The sequence below is a fragment of the Microcoleus sp. Pol11C2 genome (assembly GCF_036701505.1).
Lineage (GTDB): Bacteria > Cyanobacteriota > Cyanobacteriia > Cyanobacteriales > Microcoleaceae > Microcoleus.
In genome coordinates this window covers 1-19,098 of the sequence record NZ_JAUBQX010000043.1, presented here as the reverse complement: position 1 = coordinate 19,098, position 19,098 = coordinate 1, and the positions used below count along the sequence as shown (strand labels likewise).

Genomic DNA, 19,098 nt, shown 5'->3' with positions numbered 1-19,098 from the left:
CTTTCCGGCCTGTTCCACAAAGAGTGAATTTTTTTATCGTGGGGAGTAGGGGTTGGGCATCTTGCCCGCCCGAACAGGCTTTACGGCCTGTTCCACAAAAAGTTAATTCAATTGTGGGCAGTTGCTGATAGCCCGCCCAAAAATAAATTAAAGGTGAGAAATATGCAATTAGACCAGATGCGACAGCGCGAACAAAAAACCGGATGGATATTAGTAGCACCAGCTTTGATAATTCTGATGCTAGTATTTGCTTACCCAATATTGCGCGCTTTTTGGCTGAGTTTATTCACCCAAAACCTCGGTACAGAATTAAAACTGGTTTTTTCCGCTTTTGCTAACTACAGTCGAATGTTAGGCGACGGGCGTTTCTGGCAAACTTTAGGCAACACCACAGTATTTACTGTCGCCTCTGTTGTGCTGGAATTAATTCTTGGTATGGGCATTGCCTTAGTCTTAAATCAATCCTTCGCAGGGCGCGGCATCGTGCGGACAATTTCCCTGCTACCTTGGGCACTGCCGACTGCATTGATGGGAGTAGCTTGGGCGTGGATTTTTAACGACCAATACGGCGTAATTAACGACATTTTGAGGCGCTTGGGATTGATTCAAAATAGCATTAGCTGGTTGGGAGATCCGACTTTGGCAATGATGGCAGTGATTACAGCAGATGTGTGGAAAACTACGCCCTTCGTCAGCTTGCTTTTGCTAGCAGGATTGCAATCAATTCCAGGTGATTTATATGAAGCACACGCGATTGACGGCGCCAGTAGCTGGCAGAGTTTCCGTCAAGTTACCGTGCCCCTGCTGATGCCACAAATTGTGATTGCTGTGCTGTTTCGATTTGCCCAAGCTTTCGGCATTTTTGACTTGATTCAGGTGATGACGGGAGGGGGACCGGCGGGGGCAACGGAGACGGTTTCTATCTACATTTACAGCACGGTAATGAGGTATTTAGACTTTGGGTACGGGGCGGCTTTGGTGGTGTGTACTTTTTTGCTGTTAGTGGCAGCAGTTGCGATCGCCGCTTACCTGTTATCGAGAGCCCGCATCAATGCAGCCGGAGGAAACTAAAACGATTTTAGATTTGGGATTTTTGATTTTAGAGAACCAACTGTTGCACTTTTATTTCATTGGTACAAATTATGTCTCTAGCCCGCGAACAACCTACAAAAAAAACCTTTAACATCCGGCAATTAATCTTGCCAATTTCAGCGCTCTTAATTGTCGCATATTTCCTTGCACCCATCCTCTGGCAGGTGCTAACTTCTTTCAAAGTAAATCCAGATATTTCAGCGATTCCCAACGTCTACATTCCTAAACGAATTACTTTCGATCATTACCTGTCGCTGTTCCAGCGCCGCCCGTTTGCACTTTACATTTTAAATAGCGCTTTTGTTTCCATTACTTCAACATTGCTGTGTTTAGCAGTAGGCGCTCCCGCAGCTTACGCTTTAGCCCGGTTGCGGTTGTGGGGCGAGAGAATCATCCTGGCAAGTGTGACGATTGTGACGCTATTTCCGGCGGTGCTGCTATTTTTGGGACTGCTGGAAATTGTCAAAGCTTTGGATTTAGGCAATAATTATTTAGCATTAATTATTCCTTACACTGCGATCAATCTGCCGCTGACAATTTTGGTGATGCGGAGTTTCTTTCAACAATTGCCCAAAGATTTGGAAGATGCGGCTAAAGTGGACGGATACAACACTTTTCAAATGCTATGGCAAATCGTGCTGCCGATGACATTTCCCGCGTTAGTCACAACGGGAATTTTAACATTTATTTCAGCTTGGAACGAGTTTATTTTTGCCCTAACATTTATGACTCGCGAATCTCTAAAAACAATCCCCGTTGCCACGGCTCAACTCAGCGGGGTGTCAGTATTTGAGATTCCTTACGGGCCGATCGCCGCAGCTACCGTTTTGGGAACTTTGCCCTTGGTTTTGCTGGTTTTGGTGTTCCAGCGGCGCATTGTTCAGGGTTTAACTGCGGGGGCGGTAAAAGGATAAATCGATTTTAGATTTTAGGTTTTAGATTGAACTGGTTCCTAGGCTCTGCCTGGGAACCGATATCCAGAGGAAGAGCCTCGGCTTACGGAGGAAAATTGGAGGCACAGCCTCCTAATCTGCGTTATCAGGTAGAGCCTGGGAACGAGTCAAACAACACAGTCAACAGTCAACAGTCAACAGTTTAAAAATCATGGCCAAATTGCAACTAAAAAACCTCAATAAAACCTACAGCCCTAAAGTAGTTCCCGTAAAAGACATTAGTTTGGATGTCAGCGAAGGGGAATTTCTGACTTTGTTGGGGCCGTCTGGGTGTGGCAAATCTACGACGCTGCGGTTAATTGCAGGGTTAGAACAGCCGACTAGAGGCGAGATTAGAATTGGCGATCGCAATGTCACTTATCTCAGACCGGGCGATCGCGATATTGCAATGGTTTTTCAAAGTTACGCGCTGTATCCGCACATGACAGTATACGAGAATATGGCATCGAGCCTCAAACTTCGCAAAATCTCCTCCAGCGAAATCAACCGATTAGTGACGGAAGTTGCAACCTCCCTCGGATTGACGGAATTAATCGATCGTAAACCCGGAAAACTATCAGGCGGACAGCGGCAGCGAGTCGCCCTCGGCCGCGCATTAGTGCGCCAACCGGAAGTATTTTTGCTCGACGAACCTTTGAGCAATCTGGACGCATTATTACGGGAAAAAGTTAGAGCCGAACTCAAACAATTGTTTTCCTCCCAAAAAGCTCCTGTAGTGTACGTAACTCACGACCAAACCGAAGCCATGACGCTTTCTACCAAAGTCGCAGTTCTCAACAGCGGCAATGTGCAGCAGCTCGATCCGCCACACTTAATTTATACTCGTCCAGCAAATCAGTTTGTCGCTGGTTTTGTGGGCAGCCCGCAAATGAATTTGCTAGTGCTTAAATGCCAGGGCAATTTTGCTCAGTTGGGCGATTTTCGAGTTCGACTACCAGATATGCCGACTGTGCCCCCAGAAATTGTGTTAGGAATTCGCCCGGAACACGTCGGCTTTGCAGATGCAGAGGCCGGCAAGATGTCTGCCCCAGACGCCATTAAAGGTGAGGTTTATTTAGTGGAAAACTTGGGAATGCAAAATTTAGTTAGCGTCCGAGTTAAAGGTTTGGAGTCAGTAACGGTGCGGGCTTTGCTGCCAAATGACCGCCACTGGAATTCAGAAATTGTAGAGCTGGTTTTTCCGCCTCAGTTGCTGCACTGGTTTGACGTGAAAACGGGCGATCGCTTGCAATAATAATTTGCCTTGCAGAGCATGATTGATTAAAAATTCTCTAACCCTGTGCTGAAAAATATTTTTTTTGCTTATAACTAAGTTATGACTTTAGTTAGAGGTAGAAGTATTGTGCGGCTGTTAAGGTGATATTCATGTGTGAAAAAGCTAATTGGCTGACACATAGGTTGCGTGTTTACCAGATTTTATCGCTAACCTATAACTCTATTTAGGTGGTTAATCAGAAGTTAAAGCTAAGTTGGCTTTACTTCGCATTAACTGCTCATTTTGGAGCGTGTCAATTAGATGAAAAATGTTGAAAATTATCACCAATCAACTTAGGGAGTATTATTGAGATGAATTTGATTTCCACAGCCATTGCTCGCATCAGTTCCCTGCTTAAGGGCTTTCAAATTAAGAGTTTTTTGAGTGTTGTCCTAGTCGGTTTTCTGGTGCTGACAACCACTGTTGATTCGGGACGCACTAACAAAGGTTTTAGCACGCAAGCAAGCTCAAAATCTGAGCTCAACAATCCTGAAAGACCCCAAACAACGCGGGAATGGAGGCAAGAAGCTCGCGAAACCTCAGACTCTCCCGGCGAACGAGCTCAGAAGATTGGCCAAGAGGCAGGAGCAGCCGTGAAAGAAATGGGGGAGATGTATCAAGACACTGCTAAGAGAAGTATCCGCGAATTAAACGATTAGTAGCTCCACCTAAAAAATATAACACTGAGAAACCTGATTGCTTTCGGGGCGCAGCCAAGAGTGCTCGCCCTTCCGGGTTTCTGAACACCTGAAAAGTTTGACGTTTAAATAGGTTGAGCTACTTAATACGACAGACGCAATCAAGTAGGCGAGCATAAATAAACTAGAACAGATGCTCAAAAACCCAGTTTCACCTGAGAAACTGGGTTTTTGAGCTGGAAGTCTTTTATGTTAAATTAAATCAAATTCGCGTTAAAAACCCGTTGCTCAGACTCGGTGGTTAAAACTGAGATCTTGCAGTATTCTCAATCAGCATTTCAAGGACACGCTAGAAACAAGGGCCCACAATAGAGAATTTCCTCGTAATTCCTGATGAATAAACATCTTAAAAGTCTTTGCTTGACAGGCCTGCTGTTCATCCTGCCTGTTTGTCCGGCAACACTTGCCCGCGCTCAACTTCCCGAAACTTCGGAGACTAATGCCAAGCAAACAAATCTCCTCAAAGATGAACTGTTTTTTGGCTTAACCAAACCGGGAGGCGAGACAATTTCTGAATCCGAATGGCAGGAGTTTGTCAAGGCAGTTATTACCCCTCGCTTTCGCGAAGGGCTAACCGTATTAGACAGCTCCGGGCAGTTTCTCAACAGTTCTGGAATTCTGATTAGAGAAAACTCTAAAATAGTTATTTTAATTTATGAAAGTAGTCCTGAAAAAAATCAAGCTATTCATGAAATTATCGAAACTTACAAGCGCACTTTCCATCAAGAGTCGGTGCTGCGGGCAACCAGCGAAGTTAAGGTTTCTTTCTGATGTGGTCATCCAATCAGGGTATTTATGATATTATTCGTGGTAATCCAGGTCATATCCTCAAAGATAGGTAGGGTGCGGGTGCAAGAAAAATCATAATTTGTGGGTATCGATCGCCAACTGCAAAAAATCGCTAGAAAAACCTGCCCGGGAGAAAACAAAAACATGATGAACGACGGCAACCAAAAAGCTGAAGCGCCTGAAACCGAGGATGCACAAAATTTGTCCGGCATGGCGAAAGCTTTTCTTGTGAGCGTGGCTTGGTCTTACGCAGAGGCATTGGAGCAAATGAAACGATCGCGAAATCCACAGCAACCCGCGCCGGAATCTCCGACAGAACAAGTCGAACCCGAGACTGAAAAAAATTAATGAAAGACTATTAATGCGATCGATTTGCTAAACTATCTGGGGGTGCGATCGAACGCAATAGTCAATTAGCTGTTTTGAGTGAAGAACAATCAACTCAGAACAGCGAACTGTGCAGCTTAAGCCGGATTTGTATTGGATTTTACAATAAAAAAAACTGAAAGCCCCGTGACCCTTAAACAAGCTCAGGAAAAGCTTTAGTCCGGGGATAACAACTGCGTTGCAGGTTTGAACCGCAACCTATATCTATCCATAAAAGGGATTTAAACTAAACAAAGTACGGTTTTACCGCTACAGTGTACAAAACAAATAACCAATTTTTAGATCTGTCTCATGTCTAATTCAAAAATGATTGGTAAAGCGATCGCAGGTAGCCTTTGCTTGGGCATCCTCATTAGCTTCAACGCCTCACTCGGCCCAGCATCCGCAGCAACACCAACAATTGCCCAAGAAACAGCAGCCCCGGCCGCTAGCAACCTAGACCAGCAACTCCTAGGCCAATGGCAAGGCACAGTCCCCTCCGGTCAGTCTTTCACCTTCGTCTTTGCCCCAGAAGGCAAATTGTTTCTCATGGCTAAAGGCCCCGACGGAGCGGCCCGCGCCAAAGAAATGAGGTACAAAGTTAATCTCGGTGAAAAACCGATGCACATTGATGTCGGCCTCAGCAGCACAGAAACCGTTGAGACTGTTTTTGAATTGACTCCCGAAGGTCAAATGCGCCTTCAGTTGCAAGGCACCAATCCCGGACAAGCCAGACCTAATTCCTTAAACGAGCAGGCAACTGTGTTTAAAAAGGTCTCTGAGGCCACTGCACTGCCTGCTGACACTCAAGTCATAGGTTTTTGAGGAATAATTGCAGGCAGAAGGCACTTATCGCAATTGTCAATTGAGTGAGGTACTGATTGGGTTTTTCGATTTTCGATTTTCGATTGCGGAATTGGTAAGAAAGCCGACGAGTACCTCACCTGATTGAGATTCGCTATAACTAGCTCTGAGTTTTCAGATTGCCACGCTTCGCGAGGAACGAAGCAATCTTAAAACTTTCTCCGTGCCTTCTGCCTTCCACAGGCCCTGCTACAATCCACTTAATCTCCCTTTAATTTTTGCCATAGACTTCCATGAGTGAAACCGTCCTAGAAGTTCGCAACCTGCGGGTTCAATTTCAATCTGCGGACGCAGGCGATGCGTCTGCAACCGTCAAAGCGGTTGACGGCATTTCCTTTGAGGTCAAGCGAGGGCAAACTCTGGGCATCGTGGGAGAGTCGGGGTCGGGAAAATCGGTAACTTCCCTCGCTGTTATGGGTCTGCTGTTGAGTTCGTCAACGAAAATCGATGGCGAAATTTGGTTTTCTCCGACAAAAGACGGCGCTAGCAATGGGCCTGTGAATCTGCTGGAAATGCCGGACAGGGAAAAACAAACATACCGGGGCAGCCAGATTGCGACGATTTTTCAAGAGCCAATGAGTTCGCTAAATCCCGTTTATACGATCGGATTTCAGCTCACAGAAGCCATTTGTTTGCACCAACAGGTGTCGCAGACAGAAGCGCGGCGCCAAGCTGCTTCTCTGCTGCAAGAAGTGAAGCTGCTACCGGGCGACGATGAGCTCAGGCAGCGGTGTTTGACTTTGCGGCAAGAGCATTCCCGGACTGCTGCGGGGAATCAAGCAGTTATGGACGACGATCGCGATTTGATGCAGCTTGTCAACGGCCAAAAACAAGCTATGCTCGATCGCTATCCCCACGAACTCTCAGGCGGTCAAATCCAGCGCGTGATGATTGCAATGGCTATTTCTTGCAATCCAACTTTATTAATTGCTGATGAACCTACCACGGCTTTGGACGTAACCGTGCAGGCAACAATCTTAGCTTTGCTGCGCGAGTTGCGCGACTCTAGAGGCATGGCAATGATTTTTATTACCCACGATTTGGGCGTCATTGCTGAAATTGGCGATACGGTGGCGGTGATGTACCGAGGCAAGATTGTTGAGTGCGGTGCGATCGAACAAATTTTCAGTAATCCCCAACATCCTTACACAAAAGGTTTATTAGCTTGCCGCCCAACTCTCGATCGGCAACTGCGTCGCTTGCCGACAGTTTCCGATTTTATGGATGTCACCACAAATGCTAGTGGCGAATTAGTAATTGTCGAGAAAAATGCCGATTTAGACGGCGACAACAGCGGAGGAAATCCCGCTTTTGCAACAGGTAAACCGCCTAGGCTGCCGCATATTTCCGGCCCTTTACTGGCTGTTAATAACTTGCGAGTCGGTTTTCCGGTGCAGGGAATGTTTGGCGAAACTAAACGCTTGTTTATGGCGGTAAACGATATTTCTTTTGATGTTTATCCGGGCGAGACTTTGGGTTTGGTGGGCGAGTCTGGCTGCGGCAAATCTACTTTGGCGAGAGCTTTGCTGCAATTAATTCCGATCGCTAGCGGTAAAGTGTTTTTTGAAGGTCAAGAAATTACGCCTCCTGCGAAAAGTAGTTCGGCATCGCAGTGGATGGCTAATTATCGGATGCAAAAAGAGTACGATCGCAAATTGCGGTGGCTGCGGCGCGATTTGCAAATTATTTTTCAAGACCCTTTTAGTTCTCTCGATCCGCGCCTAAATGTTGGGGATGCGGTGATGGAACCGATGGTGATTCACCGCTTTGGTAAGAACCAGAAAGAACAGCGCGACCGCGCGGCTTATTTGTTGGAGAGAGTGGGTTTAAATCCCGATTTTATGCGGCGCTACCCTCACGAGTTTTCGGGCGGACAGCGGCAGCGAATTTGTATTGCTAGAGCTTTGGCTTTGAATCCTAAGTTTATTATTTGCGATGAGTCGGTGTCGGCATTAGATGTGTCGGTGCAGGCGCAAGTTTTAAATTTGCTGAAGGAGTTGCAAACAGAGTTTGGACTGACTTATATTTTTATTTCTCACGATTTGAGCGTGGTTAAGTTTATGAGCGATCGCGCGATCGTCATGAACAAAGGTAAAATCGAGGAAATTGGCACTGCTGAACGCATTTACCGCCAACCGCAGCAAGCTTACACGCGGCAACTCATAGCTTCTATTCCAGCAGGGAATTTGGAGCGAATTCGGCAACAGCAACTAGGTCGCCAAGCTGCTTGGCCCCCATCGCCTGCAGATGAATCACAACAAAATTGATATCTAGTGTTTTTAACTCGTATCAAGTAGCAATTGCCTGTGACCAATTACCAATTACTAATTAGCCATTACGGGCGAACATCTCCTGCAAGGAAAAACAGCTATGAAGGTTTTTTTCTTTTTATCTTCACAAATAAGCAGTTTATATTTATTTTAACTTCATAATTTATGCTCAAACTCAACCTGTTTGAACTTGACTAATATTCGGGGCTGTTTAACCCACAGCCAGGGATCTCGACGCACTATTTTCGTACATCCAACGCGGTCATTCCTGGACGCAAAAAGTGGTATAATAGGCTACTATAACGCGGTAAGGATCTTCATGTGCAGCGTACATAATTAGGTTCTGCGTCTAGGACTACCTCAATTAGGCTAAATGTCCAATGACTAACAACAATAAGTAGCGTAGTATTATAAATAAACTCTCTCTATGAGCCGGAAAAAGTAGAAAATGCCCACCCCACCTAAAAAGAGATTGCTCCCTAATTCCGTAAATACACTTAATTCTCGGGTGGGGTTGCGTAAATTTACGCAAATCTTAAAATGCTAGATTTCGCAAGCTAGGAAAGTTTTACAATATTTAAACATCTTTATTCTTGTAATTTTGGCTCATCACAAGTAAAACGGGATCAAGAGTAAAAAAATGAAATCTTCTGTTCGTATCGAAGAATCAAAAAGCACTAAATTCTCGAACTTAATGCAAGTGTTGTGGACAAAAATTACGGCAGTAGTCACCAGAATAGAAAAAGCAGAATCTAGAAAGAACTATGAAAAAAAAATCAGCGTAGCGACGATCGCCCCTGGCAGTGTATTCTCAATTTTGATAATTGTACTGCTTCTCTTAAACGGGTGGCTCGTAGCTAACAGCGGTGATAATTTCTACGATAGCCAACTCGCCCTGGGATTTTTGGCAATAGCAAATATTGTCTTTTTAGCGGTATCGGCCGGCTCAAACGCCTGTGCTGTCGTAGCCCAAAACGATCGCCCCTCCAGCCCACCTAACGCGGGCGATCGCTTTTTTAGCCTCTCGCTAGATCTGCTGTGCGTCCTTAGTTTTGACGGTTATGTAACACTGATCAACCCAGCAGCAGAAAAAATACTCGGCTATTCCCCAGGAGAAATGATTGGCCAACTCTTCCTCGAATTCGTGCATCCAGACGATCGCGAAGCTACTTTAAAAGAAGCTGAAAGTCTTGCTGCGGGGAATAATACCGTTGGGTTTGAAAACCGCTGGCGCTGTCGGAACGGTTCTTACAAGTGGATAGCCTGGACTGGTAGCCGTTTCTGGGAGGAAGAATTGATGTATGGTGTCGGCCGCGACATTACCGCTCACAAACAAGCAGAAGCAGCGCTGCAAGAGAGCCAGCGTTTTGTTGAGCGAATTGCCAATACCAGTCCGAATCTTCTCTTTGTTTACGACCAAACCGAGCAGCGAAATGTCTACAGCAACCGCGAAATCACTGACACCCTCGGCTACACCGCCGAAGAAGTTCAAAAAATGGGCAGCAACCTACTGCCCACCATAATCCACCCTGACGACTTAGCTAAATTTCCCGGCTATTTTCAGCAATTAGAAAATGCTCCCGACGGCGAAGTTATTGAGTACGAATATCGGGTGCGCGACAAACATAATTGTTGGCACTGGTTAGTCAGCCGGAATATTGTATTTAGCAGAACAGAGGAGGGAAAAATTAAGCAGCGTCTCGGTTCTGCTACCGACATTACAGAGCGCAAAATAGCAGAACAAGCTTTAGCAGAACAATTGAAACTTTCTTTATTCACAGCAGATGTGGGAATTGTTCTAACTCAAAACCAGGGTTTGCGTACAACTTTGCAATATTGCGCCGATGCAGTTGTGCGCCATTTGGATGTTGCCTTTGCTCGGATTTGGACATTGAATGAAGACGGAAATGTATTGCAACTGCAAGCAAGCGCGGGGATATATACTCATATTGACGGCGCTCACAGCCGCATTGCTGTCGGCGAGTTCAAGATTGGTTTAATCGCCCTAGAGCGACAACCTCACATCACTAATTGTGTGAAAGAAGATCCCCGAATCCAGGACAAAACATGGGCCTCACGAGAAGGCATGGTGGCTTTTGCTGGATATCCGCTCATTGTTGACAATCAGTTGCTGGGAGTAATCGCGATGTTTGCTCGCCAGGAGTTGAACGAATCAATGCTGATTGCTTTGGCGTCAAGTGCCGATACGATCGCGCTGGGAATTAAGCGCAAACAAACAGAAGAAGCTCTCGCCACACAAAAGCAAACTTTGAGGGCAATTATTGACAACGCTCCCATTTGGGTGTGGCTGACTGACACTAAAGGCAAGATGCTGTTGGTTAACAAAACTTTTTGCGAATCTGTAAACGTTCCTGAAGAAAGATTTTTGGCAGCATCTCACTGTTGTGAAATTTTGGGAGCGGAAGCATTTGCTAACTGCATGGCGTCTGACGTGCAAGTCTGGAGTCAAGATAGTCCTTTTTATGCTGATGAAATTATCCAGTTTGCTGACGGTAAAAATCACCATTTAGAGGTAATTAAAGCTAAGGTAAAAGAGGCCAACGGCAGCGCGATCGGCTTAATTGGCTTGGGTTTGGACGTTACACAACAAAAAGAAGCTCAACTAAAATTGCAAGCTTCGGAAGCGCGATTCCGGAAGTTAGCGGAGCAGGAAGCGCTGCTGAACCAGCTAGCTAGCAATATCCGCGAATCTCTGGATTTAGATACTATTCTAGCAACAACCGTGCAGCAAATTCGCGACTTGCTGCAACTCGATCGCTGTCTGTTTATCTGGTATTTGCCCGACGCTTCGCCACCTGCTTGGGATGTCGTCCACGAAGCTAAAAATGATGACTTGTTCTCGCTTTTGGGTTATTTCCCTGCTGACATAACGGGTACGCTGTCGCAAAAAATCGCTAATTTGGAAGTTTATCAAATAGATGAGGTTGCAACTGTCAGCGATCCCGTAGAACGAAAATTCTTTTTGGATGTTGGTTACAAGTCTGTCTTGGATTTGCCGATTAAAAGTGCCGGGGGTTTAAGTGGTGTTATTGGCTGCGTTTCTTGCAGGGAGGTGCGCAAGTGGACAAAAGAGGAAGTGGAGTTAATGGAGGCAATTGGCGATCAATTGGGCATCGCCATCAGTCAATCTGAACTTTACACTAAAAGCGTCGATTCAGCTCGGATAGCGCAAGAACAAGCTGCAAAACTCGAAGTAACTCTGTACGAACTCCAGCAAGCTCAAACTCAACTCGTGCAGGCAGAAAAAATGTCTAGTCTCGGTCAGATGGTAGCAGGAATAGCCCACGAAATCAATAACCCAGTCAGCTTTATTTTCGGCAATCTTACCTACACAGAAGAATACACTAGAAACCTGATGAAACTGCTGCAAATGTATCGAGATGAATACCCGGAACCTTCTCCAGCTCTTCAGAAGGAAATAGAGGTCTTAGAGCTGGATTTTGTGCTAGACGACTTGCCGAAAATGCTGTCTTCTATGCAGGTGGGAGCTACTCGCATCCGGGATATCGTGCGGAGTTTGCGGAATTTCTCTCGCCTCGATGAATCTGACATGAAAAAGGTTAACATTCACGAAGGCATCGACAGCACATTGATGATTTTAGAACACCGTCTGAAAGTTCAGCCCGATAGCCTAGCGGGTACGGAGTACCATCGCCCCGCAATTCAACTCGTTAAAGAATACGGAAAATTGCCACTGGTGGAGTGCTACGCCGGACTGTTGAATCAGGTGTTTATGAATATTATCGCTAACGCTATTGACGTTTTACAAGAACCGCTCGAAAATCCGGGAATTATCCGCATTCGTACAGAGATAGAAGGTAATCTCGCTGTAATTAGAATTGCTGATAACGGTGCAGGTATGACCGAGCAAGTCAAGCAGCGGATATTTGACCCGTTCTATACTACAAAACGGATCGGTTCGGGAACGGGGATGGGTTTAGCGATTACCCATTCAATTATTGTCGAAAAACATAAAGGTGAAATTAAGTGTTTCTCGGTGGTAGGGAAAGGCACTGAATTTATAATCGAGATTCCGATTAAAAGGACAGAAACTTAAATTGGTTGGTCGCCCAAAATACTAAGCTGCGTCAGTTGGAAAAAACAAATTTTTTTGTACAAACCTTAAGACTGACGTACCCTACAGGCTACCAACAGATAAAAGTTATTTTCCCATAAATTTGCCTGGTGCGTATTGCGCCCCCTACAACTAAAATTGATATGATATTAAAAATCTAAAATCTAAAATCTAAAATCTAAAATGGCATTACCTCCCGGCAGTTTCGGTTTACCCCTAATTGGCGATAGCCTCAAGTTTTTGCGAGATTCCCAATTTGCCAAAAAACGCCACCAGCAGTACGGGCCCCTTTTCAAAACCAGCATTTTCGGACAGCCTACTGTGTTTATGCGTGGCCAAGAGGCTAGTTTGTTTGTTTTAAGCAATGACAACCGATATTTTGTTGTGACTTGGCCAGCCAGCACGAGAGCGCTTTTAGGGTCGCTTTCCTTGTCGCTGCAAACGGGTGCTAACCACCAAAACCGGCGCAAGTTGCTGTACCAAGCGTTTCAGCCGCGAGCTTTAGCCGGCTACCTCGGCGCGATGGAAAATATCACTCAGCGCTATTTGGAAAAATGGGCCCAAATGGAAACGCTGACTTGGTATCCCGAACTGAGAAATTATACTTTTGATGTTGCGGGTAAGTTGTTAGTAGGGATTGATAATGGTGCGGAAACGGCGCTAGGACATTATTTTGAAACTTGGTGTAATGGTTTATTTTCGATTCCTATAGATGTGCCTTGGAGTCAGTTTGGCAAGGCGAAAAAGTGCCGAAAGCTGCTGTTGGCAGAACTTGAAAAGATTATTATCGATCGCCAACAAGAAACTCCAAGTGGCAATGATGCTTTGAGTTTGCTGATATCTGCTCGCGATGACGAGGGAAATAGTTTGAGTTTGGAGGAGTTAAAAGATCAAGTGCTGTTGCTGTTGTTTGCGGGACACGAAACTTTAACTTCGGCGATCGCCTCTTTTTGTCTTCTCCTAGCTCAACATCCCGATGTGATGGCAAAAGTCCGCACCGAACAGCAGCAGTTCCCCGCTACGGAACCCCTAACATTGGAACAACTCAAACAAATGACTTATTTAGAACAGGTGCTGCAAGAAGTGCTGCGTTTAGTTCCACCAGTGGGAGGTATTTTTCGGACAGTCATTAATGCTTGTGAGTTCGGCGGCTATGAAATTCCCAAGGGTTGGACTGTGCTTTCTCAGATTAATCAAACCCATCAGGATAGTCAACTTTATCCTGAACCAGATCGCTTCGATCCCGATAGATTTAACTCCGAGCGATCGGCAAAACCGTTCAGTTACGTGCCATTTGGTGGAGGTTTGCGAGAATGTTTGGGCAAAGAATTTGCCCGGTTAGAGATGAAGTTGTTTGCTGCAAAGATTGTTCGGGAGTTTGAATGGGAACTTTTACCCGATCAAGATTTGAATTTAATCACAGTACCGACTCCGCATCCCCGCGACGGTTTGCGAGTAAAATTTCGTCGAACAACAATGAAATAAGTAGAAGCTTCAGTTCTACACCCTCCTGATTTTCCTCTTCTTCTTGAGAACAGGCTTTTCGGCCTGTTCCACAAGAGATAAATTTTATTGTGGGGAGTAGGGGTTGGGCTTCTAGCCCGCCCTGAAAGCCTGATTGATAATGGCGCAAGATCTCAGTCTCAATCAACATCCAATTGCATCGACCCCAAATACTTAGTTAAATAAGGAGAAAAAACCTCATAAATCAGAGTCAATGGCTTCCCGTGATGCCAAAACAAATAGTGTCGTCCCCAAAAAGGCCCCGACTCTTCAAACGCTGATTCCAAAGCAGCCGAATTACCGCAATAAATGCCCTGCACATCGCGATACAATTCTGTCCGCAGTCTCGCTAAACTAGCCCAAATTGGCAAAGATTTATTTTGTAAATATTCGTCTACGTGGCTCGCTTCCCACCAAGAAGTCGCATAGGCTAAACGCTGACCAGAAGCTGTTCGCAGCCAAACTTGGCGGCGCAGCCGCGGCCCCGGAACGGCGACAATTTGCTGGGGCGCGCCGTCTGCGTCTTCACCCACTAAAGACATATCGATCACATCTACTTCTGTGGGTTCCCCTGTCAGCAGTTGCAGGTGACGGGTGGGGGAACCGTCGCCTAGGAGCAGTATTTGCCATGCCGGTGCGAGCTTGGTGTGGGGCAAACCCTTCTGTACTGCGTCTTCGGCTCCTTGCCACAGGGGGTTGAGAGCGTGCCAGGTGCGGCTGTTTTTGGGTGTAAATGTTGCAGTCAAGGGTCTTTACAAAACTTAATTTTTTGTTTATTATAACGCTTCTGCAATTATCCGCTCAAAAATTAAAAATTGATCGCCCAATGACGATCGCCCATAGGATGTCCGGTTAAATAGTTATAATACTTCTGTTCGGGATTTTTATTCTTCCTTCTTACTTCTTCCTTCTTCCTTCTTCCTTCCGCTATATGTTACGAATAACCGAAATAAAACTCCCCCTCGATCATCCTGAAGATGCGATCGCCAGCGCCATTCTCAAAAAGCTGCAAATTCCCCCCGAAGAATTGCTCAGCTATTCCATCTTCAAGCGCAGCTATGATGCTCGTAAAAAAGCAGAAATCCTCCTTGTCTATATTGTGGATGTAGAAACGACACAGGAAAAGCAACTTTTGGCGCGCTTCAAAAAAGATCCTCATGTGATGGTAACACCAGACACGAGTTATCGGTATGTAGCCAAAGCCCCCAGCAATTTGACGATTCGCCCCATTGTGATTGGTACAGGGCCGTGCGGTATGTTTGCGGGTCTGATGCTGGCACAAATGGGGTTTCGCCCCATCCTTTTAGAACGCGGAAAAGCAGTGCGCGATCGCACGGTTGATACCTTTGGATTTTGGAAGAAAAAAGCAGAATTCAACCCAGAATCTAACGCTCAGTTTGGCGAAGGTGGTGCGGGTACTTTTTCCGATGGCAAGCTCTACAGCCAAGTTAAAGATCCTCAGCATTATGGACGTAAGGTGCTGACGGAACTTGTAAATGCGGGAGCTTCACCAGAAATTTTCTATATTAATAAACCGCATATTGGCACGTTCAAACTGGTGGGAATTGTCCAAAGTCTTCGCGCCCAAATAGAATCATTAGGCGGAGAAATTCGGTTTCAAACTCGTGTGGAAGATATCCACATCGAAAAGGGAAAAGTGCAGGGACTTACCCTCGCTAGTGGAGAATATATTGCTAGTAATTATATAGTTCTGGCGGTGGGACACAGCGCCCGCGATACTTTTGAAATGTTGTTTTCGCGCGGGGTTTACATTGAAGCAAAACCTTTTTCCATTGGTTTTCGGGTGGAACATCCCCAAACTATTATCGATCGCTGTCGTTTTGGCGATCGGGCCGGCCATAAGCTTTTGGGCGCCGCCGATTACAAACTGGTTCACCATTGCCAAAACAATCGTTCTGTGTATAGTTTCTGTATGTGTCCCGGTGGTTTGGTAGTGGCGGCTGCGTCAGAACCGGGGCGACTTGTCACTAATGGAATGAGTCAATATTCTCGCAATGAACGCAATGCTAACAGCGGAATTGTGGTGGGTATCACGCCGGGAGATTATCCTGGTCATCCCTTAGCCGGAATTGAGTTTCAGCGTCGTCTAGAAGAACGGGCATTTGAGTTAGGAGGTGGCACTTACAACGCCCCTGGGCAGCTTGTGGGTGATTTCTTGGCGAATCGCCCTTCCACGGCGCTAGGCAGTGTGCAGCCGTCTTATACGCCGGGAGTTGTGATGACTGATTTGAGCGAAAGTTTGCCAGATTATGCGATCGCAGCTATCCGCGAAGCACTTCCGGCTTTTGACAAACAGATTAAAGGATTTGCGATGGATGATGCGGTTTTGACTGGGGTGGAAACGCGCACTTCTTCACCAATTCGGATTAAACGCAAAGATGATTATCAGAGTTTGAATACAGAAGGTCTTTATCCTGCTGGGGAAGGGGCAGGATATGCGGGTGGTATTCTGTCGGCGGGGATTGATGGGATTAAGGTGGCGGAGGCGGTTGCTTTGAGTATTTTGCAATCTTCAAATCACAAAATTTGAGGCTGGATTTGAGGATTTTTAGATGATTTGAAGATTGCCGTCAACCGTCAACTGTCAACCGTCAACCGTCAACTGTCAACTGTTCAAACAGCAGCTAAACGCGATCGAATTTCGGTATCGGTATACTCAGGCGTCCAGCCTTCTTTAGTGGTAAAATAGCGCACCGCTTTAATTTTCTGGGATGCTGTCAAATAAAACCAGTGTTCTGTATTCGCCGGCACGTTGATAAATTCTTCCGGCTGCACTGTGAGTTCGACTTGGCTGCCGTCGGGACGCACGAAGCCGAAAATTCCCTCGCCTGCTACGATATAGCGGACTTCATCATCGGCGTGGATGTGGCATTTGTTGAAATTGGACAGCATGGTGTCGAGGTTGGGAATGTCCGGGTGCAGTACAATTAAGTCGCGATCCTGATAGCCTGCACTTTCCGACAACTGTTGAAAGTAGCTGTCGAGGGCTTGCAGCACTTGCTCTTTTTGATTGTCGTCAAGAGCATCTTTAGCTAACAAATTTTGAATTTCAGCGCTGTCACCCACGGGCCAGCGGTTAAGTTGAATGTTTAAGGAAGCGAGTTCTCGGGTAATGTCGCTTTGTTGAGTGTAGGTTGTACCGTTTTCGAGTCGCAGGATAGCCATTTTTGCACGTTCCAATTTTTGGGTGAGGCGATACACAGGCACTGTGAAAGATGTTTGTCGATCGCGCCTGTACCAGAATCACAATTTTAACGCTAATTTGAACAGGCTTTTCGGCCTGTTCCACAACAGTTGAATATTTGTCGCGATAATATTATAAGTCAGGGGCCAGCTAGCACCAGCAGCGATCGGCAATCCTGATATCTTAAATGTAACTTTTGCAACAACTATGCCTACTTATACGGGAATTTCTAGCGAAGCTTTTCAACATCCCCTCGATCGCCAAGCTGAGGAAGCGCTGCGAAGCGTGCCTGGATTTGACTTAATTGCCAGCAAATTTGTAGAATTTGTCTACGAACGACCGCAATTCGTTTACCTAATGGGAAATAGCATTCAAGTTGGGCCCCGCCAATATGCCAGCATTTATCATATATTTCGGGAGTGCGTGCAGGCTTTAGATATTTTTCCAGAACCGGGTTTGTTTGTTTCTCAGAATCCCTCGGTTAACAGCTATGCCCTGGGAAAAAACCAGCCTTATGTAGTATTAAACACGGGTCTTTTAGACTTGTTGGATGAGGCGGAACTGCGGGTAGTCTTGGCTCACGAGTTGGGACACATTAAATGCGGCCATCCAATTTTAAATCAAATGGCGATGTGGGCGATGAGCGTCGCATCGACAATTGGCGAGATGACTTTCGGTTTGGGAAATATGGTCGGTAGCGGTTTAATTTTCGCTTTTTACGAGTGGCGGCGCAAGGCTGAATTGTCGGCGGATCGGGCGGCTTTGTTGGTGACGGATGACTTGAACAGTGTGATGAAGACGATGATGCAACTTGCGGGAGTTAGCAGTAAATATGCTGACCAATGCAGTTTGCAAGAATTTATCCGCCAGTCTGACAACTATCAAGAGCTCGATCGAGACAATCTCAACCAAGTGTATAAATTTTTACTTTACAACGGCGGCCAAGGCGTGATGCTGAGTCACCCTTTCCCGGTGGAACGGCTGAGGTATTTGCGAGACTGGGCAAGTTCCGAGGAATACCGCCAAATTAAACTGGGGAACTACAAGCGGGCCGTATCCGAGGGTGCGGTTGATGTGAAGTCGCAAACGCCTAACAGTGAGACGGAGGCTTTGCGCCGTCAAATTGAAGAGTTGCAGCGGGAGATCGAGAGGCAAAAATCAAAGCGAAACTAAGTTTAAATTCCTCGTTTCCAGGCTGTGCCTGGGAACCCGCTAAATGTTTTGTTGAAGATTTACCGGATTTGAGGGAGGGGGAAACGTAAAAGGAAGGTAAACCAGTGAGAGACTTACTCGCAACTGGCCTCCAATCTAAAAAGTGTCCCCTCCTTTCGGAAATCTGTTTCTGAGGAGGTGTAGTTTAAATCAAGAGAAGCTTATAAATCAACGGGGCTAAAAAAAATGAATATTGATAACGCAATGAATACTAACAAGCCAACTTCTAATTTTTTCGGCAATGTGGGAAAAGTCGCGATCGCCCTGACTCTTCTTGCCGCCGGCATGGCATTTACAAATCCTGGGAGAGACAAATACCTAACTTATGCTTCCGGCGTACTCCAAACCGAGTTGGAAAGCACTGTGTGCAAGGATTCTCGCGTGCCGAAAGCTTTGAGCGGCATTACAGATACTTTGATCGGCAGTTGCAAGAATTTGCTAACTTCGCAGCGGGACACGATCGAAAGCTTGCTAGACAATACAACGCAGCGTCAAAATTTAGGTGTGGTCAGTATTTACACAACTCAATTAGGCAAAAAAAGCTATCCAACGGTTGGAGCTTTTGGGAATTTCGTGACGTTGCCACCTAGTTCTGAAAATGCTCAAAAGTAGAGTCAAATTAAGTTTAAGTGTAGAAACCGGGTTTTGTAGAAAGCCCGGTTTTTGCTTAGGTAATTGTCTCTAAGCAAATCTCAATAAATTCGGAGAGCGGCAGCACATACAGCAGATTGCAAGTTTATAGATGACAGTAGCAGCATTTAGTAAACCAGTTTTTTAGATGTTGAGGATTTATTA

The 19,098-nt window shown here is 45.8% G+C and carries 15 protein-coding genes; 13 read left to right on the top strand and 2 right to left on the bottom strand.

The genetic code is table 11. The features are described 5' to 3' along the window. The first annotated feature begins 162 nt into the window (after positions 1 to 162). From QUA42_RS21035 to QUA42_RS20990, 10 genes are all read left to right on the top strand, one after another. Positions 163 to 1,071, top strand: coding sequence for a sugar ABC transporter permease (locus tag QUA42_RS21035; protein WP_333139751.1), 909 nt, complete (start codon positions 163 to 165; stop codon positions 1,069 to 1,071). A gap of 71 nt (positions 1,072 to 1,142) precedes the next feature. Then, positions 1,143 to 2,006 (top strand): carbohydrate ABC transporter permease, encoded by an 864-nt coding sequence (locus QUA42_RS21030; RefSeq protein ID WP_333139749.1) that lies wholly within the window; start codon positions 1,143 to 1,145, stop codon positions 2,004 to 2,006. 190 nt (positions 2,007 to 2,196) lie between these two features. Beyond that, positions 2,197 to 3,279 (top strand): ABC transporter ATP-binding protein, encoded by a 1,083-nt coding sequence (locus tag QUA42_RS21025; protein ID WP_333139747.1) that lies wholly within the window; start codon positions 2,197 to 2,199, stop codon positions 3,277 to 3,279. 332 nt (positions 3,280 to 3,611) lie between these two features. Further along, a complete protein-coding gene (locus QUA42_RS21020; protein ID WP_333139745.1) occupies positions 3,612 to 3,959 on the top strand; it encodes a hypothetical protein in 348 nt (115 codons plus the stop codon). A gap of 372 nt (positions 3,960 to 4,331) precedes the next feature. Continuing rightward, positions 4,332 to 4,769, top strand: coding sequence for a DUF3574 domain-containing protein (locus QUA42_RS21015; RefSeq protein WP_333139743.1), 438 nt, complete (start codon positions 4,332 to 4,334; stop codon positions 4,767 to 4,769). A gap of 99 nt (positions 4,770 to 4,868) precedes the next feature. Then, positions 4,869 to 5,135: a hypothetical protein gene (locus tag QUA42_RS21010; protein ID WP_333139741.1), complete on the top strand. Its 267-nt coding sequence runs from the start codon at positions 4,869 to 4,871 to the stop codon at positions 5,133 to 5,135. 330 nt (positions 5,136 to 5,465) lie between these two features. Further along, entirely contained in the window at positions 5,466 to 5,978 is a 513-nt protein-coding gene (locus QUA42_RS21005) for a hypothetical protein (protein WP_333035161.1), read from the top strand. A 272-nt stretch (positions 5,979 to 6,250) separates the two neighbouring features. Then, complete coding sequence (locus QUA42_RS21000) at positions 6,251 to 8,284, top strand: ABC transporter ATP-binding protein (protein ID WP_333139739.1); 2,034 nt, start codon at positions 6,251 to 6,253, stop codon at positions 8,282 to 8,284. Between the two features lie 643 nt (positions 8,285 to 8,927). Next, entirely contained in the window at positions 8,928 to 12,365 is a 3,438-nt protein-coding gene (locus QUA42_RS20995; protein ID WP_333139737.1) for a PAS domain S-box protein, read from the top strand. Positions 12,366 to 12,566: 201 nt separating this feature from the next. After that, on the top strand, positions 12,567 to 13,868 hold the full coding sequence (locus tag QUA42_RS20990) for a cytochrome P450 (protein ID WP_333139735.1): 1,302 nt from the start codon (positions 12,567 to 12,569) through the stop codon (positions 13,866 to 13,868). A 158-nt stretch (positions 13,869 to 14,026) separates the two neighbouring features. Here QUA42_RS20990 and QUA42_RS20985 read toward each other — a convergent pair whose 3' ends face one another. Then, complete coding sequence (locus QUA42_RS20985) at positions 14,027 to 14,632, bottom strand: chorismate lyase (RefSeq protein WP_333084404.1); 606 nt, start codon at positions 14,630 to 14,632, stop codon at positions 14,027 to 14,029. Between the two features lie 185 nt (positions 14,633 to 14,817). Between QUA42_RS20985 and QUA42_RS20980 the strand changes: the two genes are divergently transcribed. Beyond that, positions 14,818 to 16,437, top strand: coding sequence for an NAD(P)/FAD-dependent oxidoreductase (locus QUA42_RS20980; RefSeq protein ID WP_333139733.1), 1,620 nt, complete (start codon positions 14,818 to 14,820; stop codon positions 16,435 to 16,437). 83 nt (positions 16,438 to 16,520) lie between these two features. On the opposite strand, the gene QUA42_RS20975 is transcribed toward QUA42_RS20980, so the two are convergent. Next, positions 16,521 to 17,072 carry an acireductone dioxygenase gene (locus tag QUA42_RS20975; protein WP_333139731.1) on the bottom strand — a complete coding sequence of 184 codons (552 nt, stop codon included), beginning with the start codon at positions 17,070 to 17,072 and terminating at the stop codon, positions 16,521 to 16,523. Between the two features lie 226 nt (positions 17,073 to 17,298). Here QUA42_RS20975 and QUA42_RS20970 point away from each other — a divergent pair, with 226 nt between their 5' ends. Further along, positions 17,299 to 18,264, top strand: coding sequence for a M48 family metallopeptidase (locus QUA42_RS20970; RefSeq protein WP_333139729.1), 966 nt, complete (start codon positions 17,299 to 17,301; stop codon positions 18,262 to 18,264). Between the two features lie 225 nt (positions 18,265 to 18,489). Beyond that, complete coding sequence (locus QUA42_RS20965) at positions 18,490 to 18,915, top strand: DUF4359 domain-containing protein (RefSeq protein ID WP_333139727.1); 426 nt, start codon at positions 18,490 to 18,492, stop codon at positions 18,913 to 18,915. The last annotated feature ends 183 nt before the right edge of the window (positions 18,916 to 19,098 follow it).

Bases quoted from the DNA above. Each gene is read 5' to 3' on its own strand.
- QUA42_RS20980 (WP_333139733.1), top strand. From the start codon at position 14,818: ATGTTACGAATAACCGAAATAAAACTCCCCCTCGATCATCCTGAAGAT.
- QUA42_RS20975 (WP_333139731.1), bottom strand. From the start codon at position 17,072: ATGGCTATCCTGCGACTCGAAAACGGTACAACCTACACTCAACAAAGC.
- QUA42_RS21000 (WP_333139739.1), top strand. From the start codon at position 6,251: ATGAGTGAAACCGTCCTAGAAGTTCGCAACCTGCGGGTTCAATTTCAA.
- QUA42_RS20970 (WP_333139729.1), top strand. From the start codon at position 17,299: ATGCCTACTTATACGGGAATTTCTAGCGAAGCTTTTCAACATCCCCTC.
- QUA42_RS20965 (WP_333139727.1), top strand. From the start codon at position 18,490: ATGAATATTGATAACGCAATGAATACTAACAAGCCAACTTCTAATTTT.
- QUA42_RS21005 (WP_333035161.1), top strand. From the start codon at position 5,466: ATGTCTAATTCAAAAATGATTGGTAAAGCGATCGCAGGTAGCCTTTGC.
- QUA42_RS20995 (WP_333139737.1), top strand. From the start codon at position 8,928: ATGAAATCTTCTGTTCGTATCGAAGAATCAAAAAGCACTAAATTCTCG.
- QUA42_RS21015 (WP_333139743.1), top strand. From the start codon at position 4,332: ATGAATAAACATCTTAAAAGTCTTTGCTTGACAGGCCTGCTGTTCATC.
- QUA42_RS20990 (WP_333139735.1), top strand. From the start codon at position 12,567: ATGGCATTACCTCCCGGCAGTTTCGGTTTACCCCTAATTGGCGATAGC.
- QUA42_RS21035 (WP_333139751.1), top strand. From the start codon at position 163: ATGCAATTAGACCAGATGCGACAGCGCGAACAAAAAACCGGATGGATA.
- QUA42_RS21025 (WP_333139747.1), top strand. From the start codon at position 2,197: ATGGCCAAATTGCAACTAAAAAACCTCAATAAAACCTACAGCCCTAAA.
- QUA42_RS21030 (WP_333139749.1), top strand. From the start codon at position 1,143: ATGTCTCTAGCCCGCGAACAACCTACAAAAAAAACCTTTAACATCCGG.
- QUA42_RS21020 (WP_333139745.1), top strand. From the start codon at position 3,612: ATGAATTTGATTTCCACAGCCATTGCTCGCATCAGTTCCCTGCTTAAG.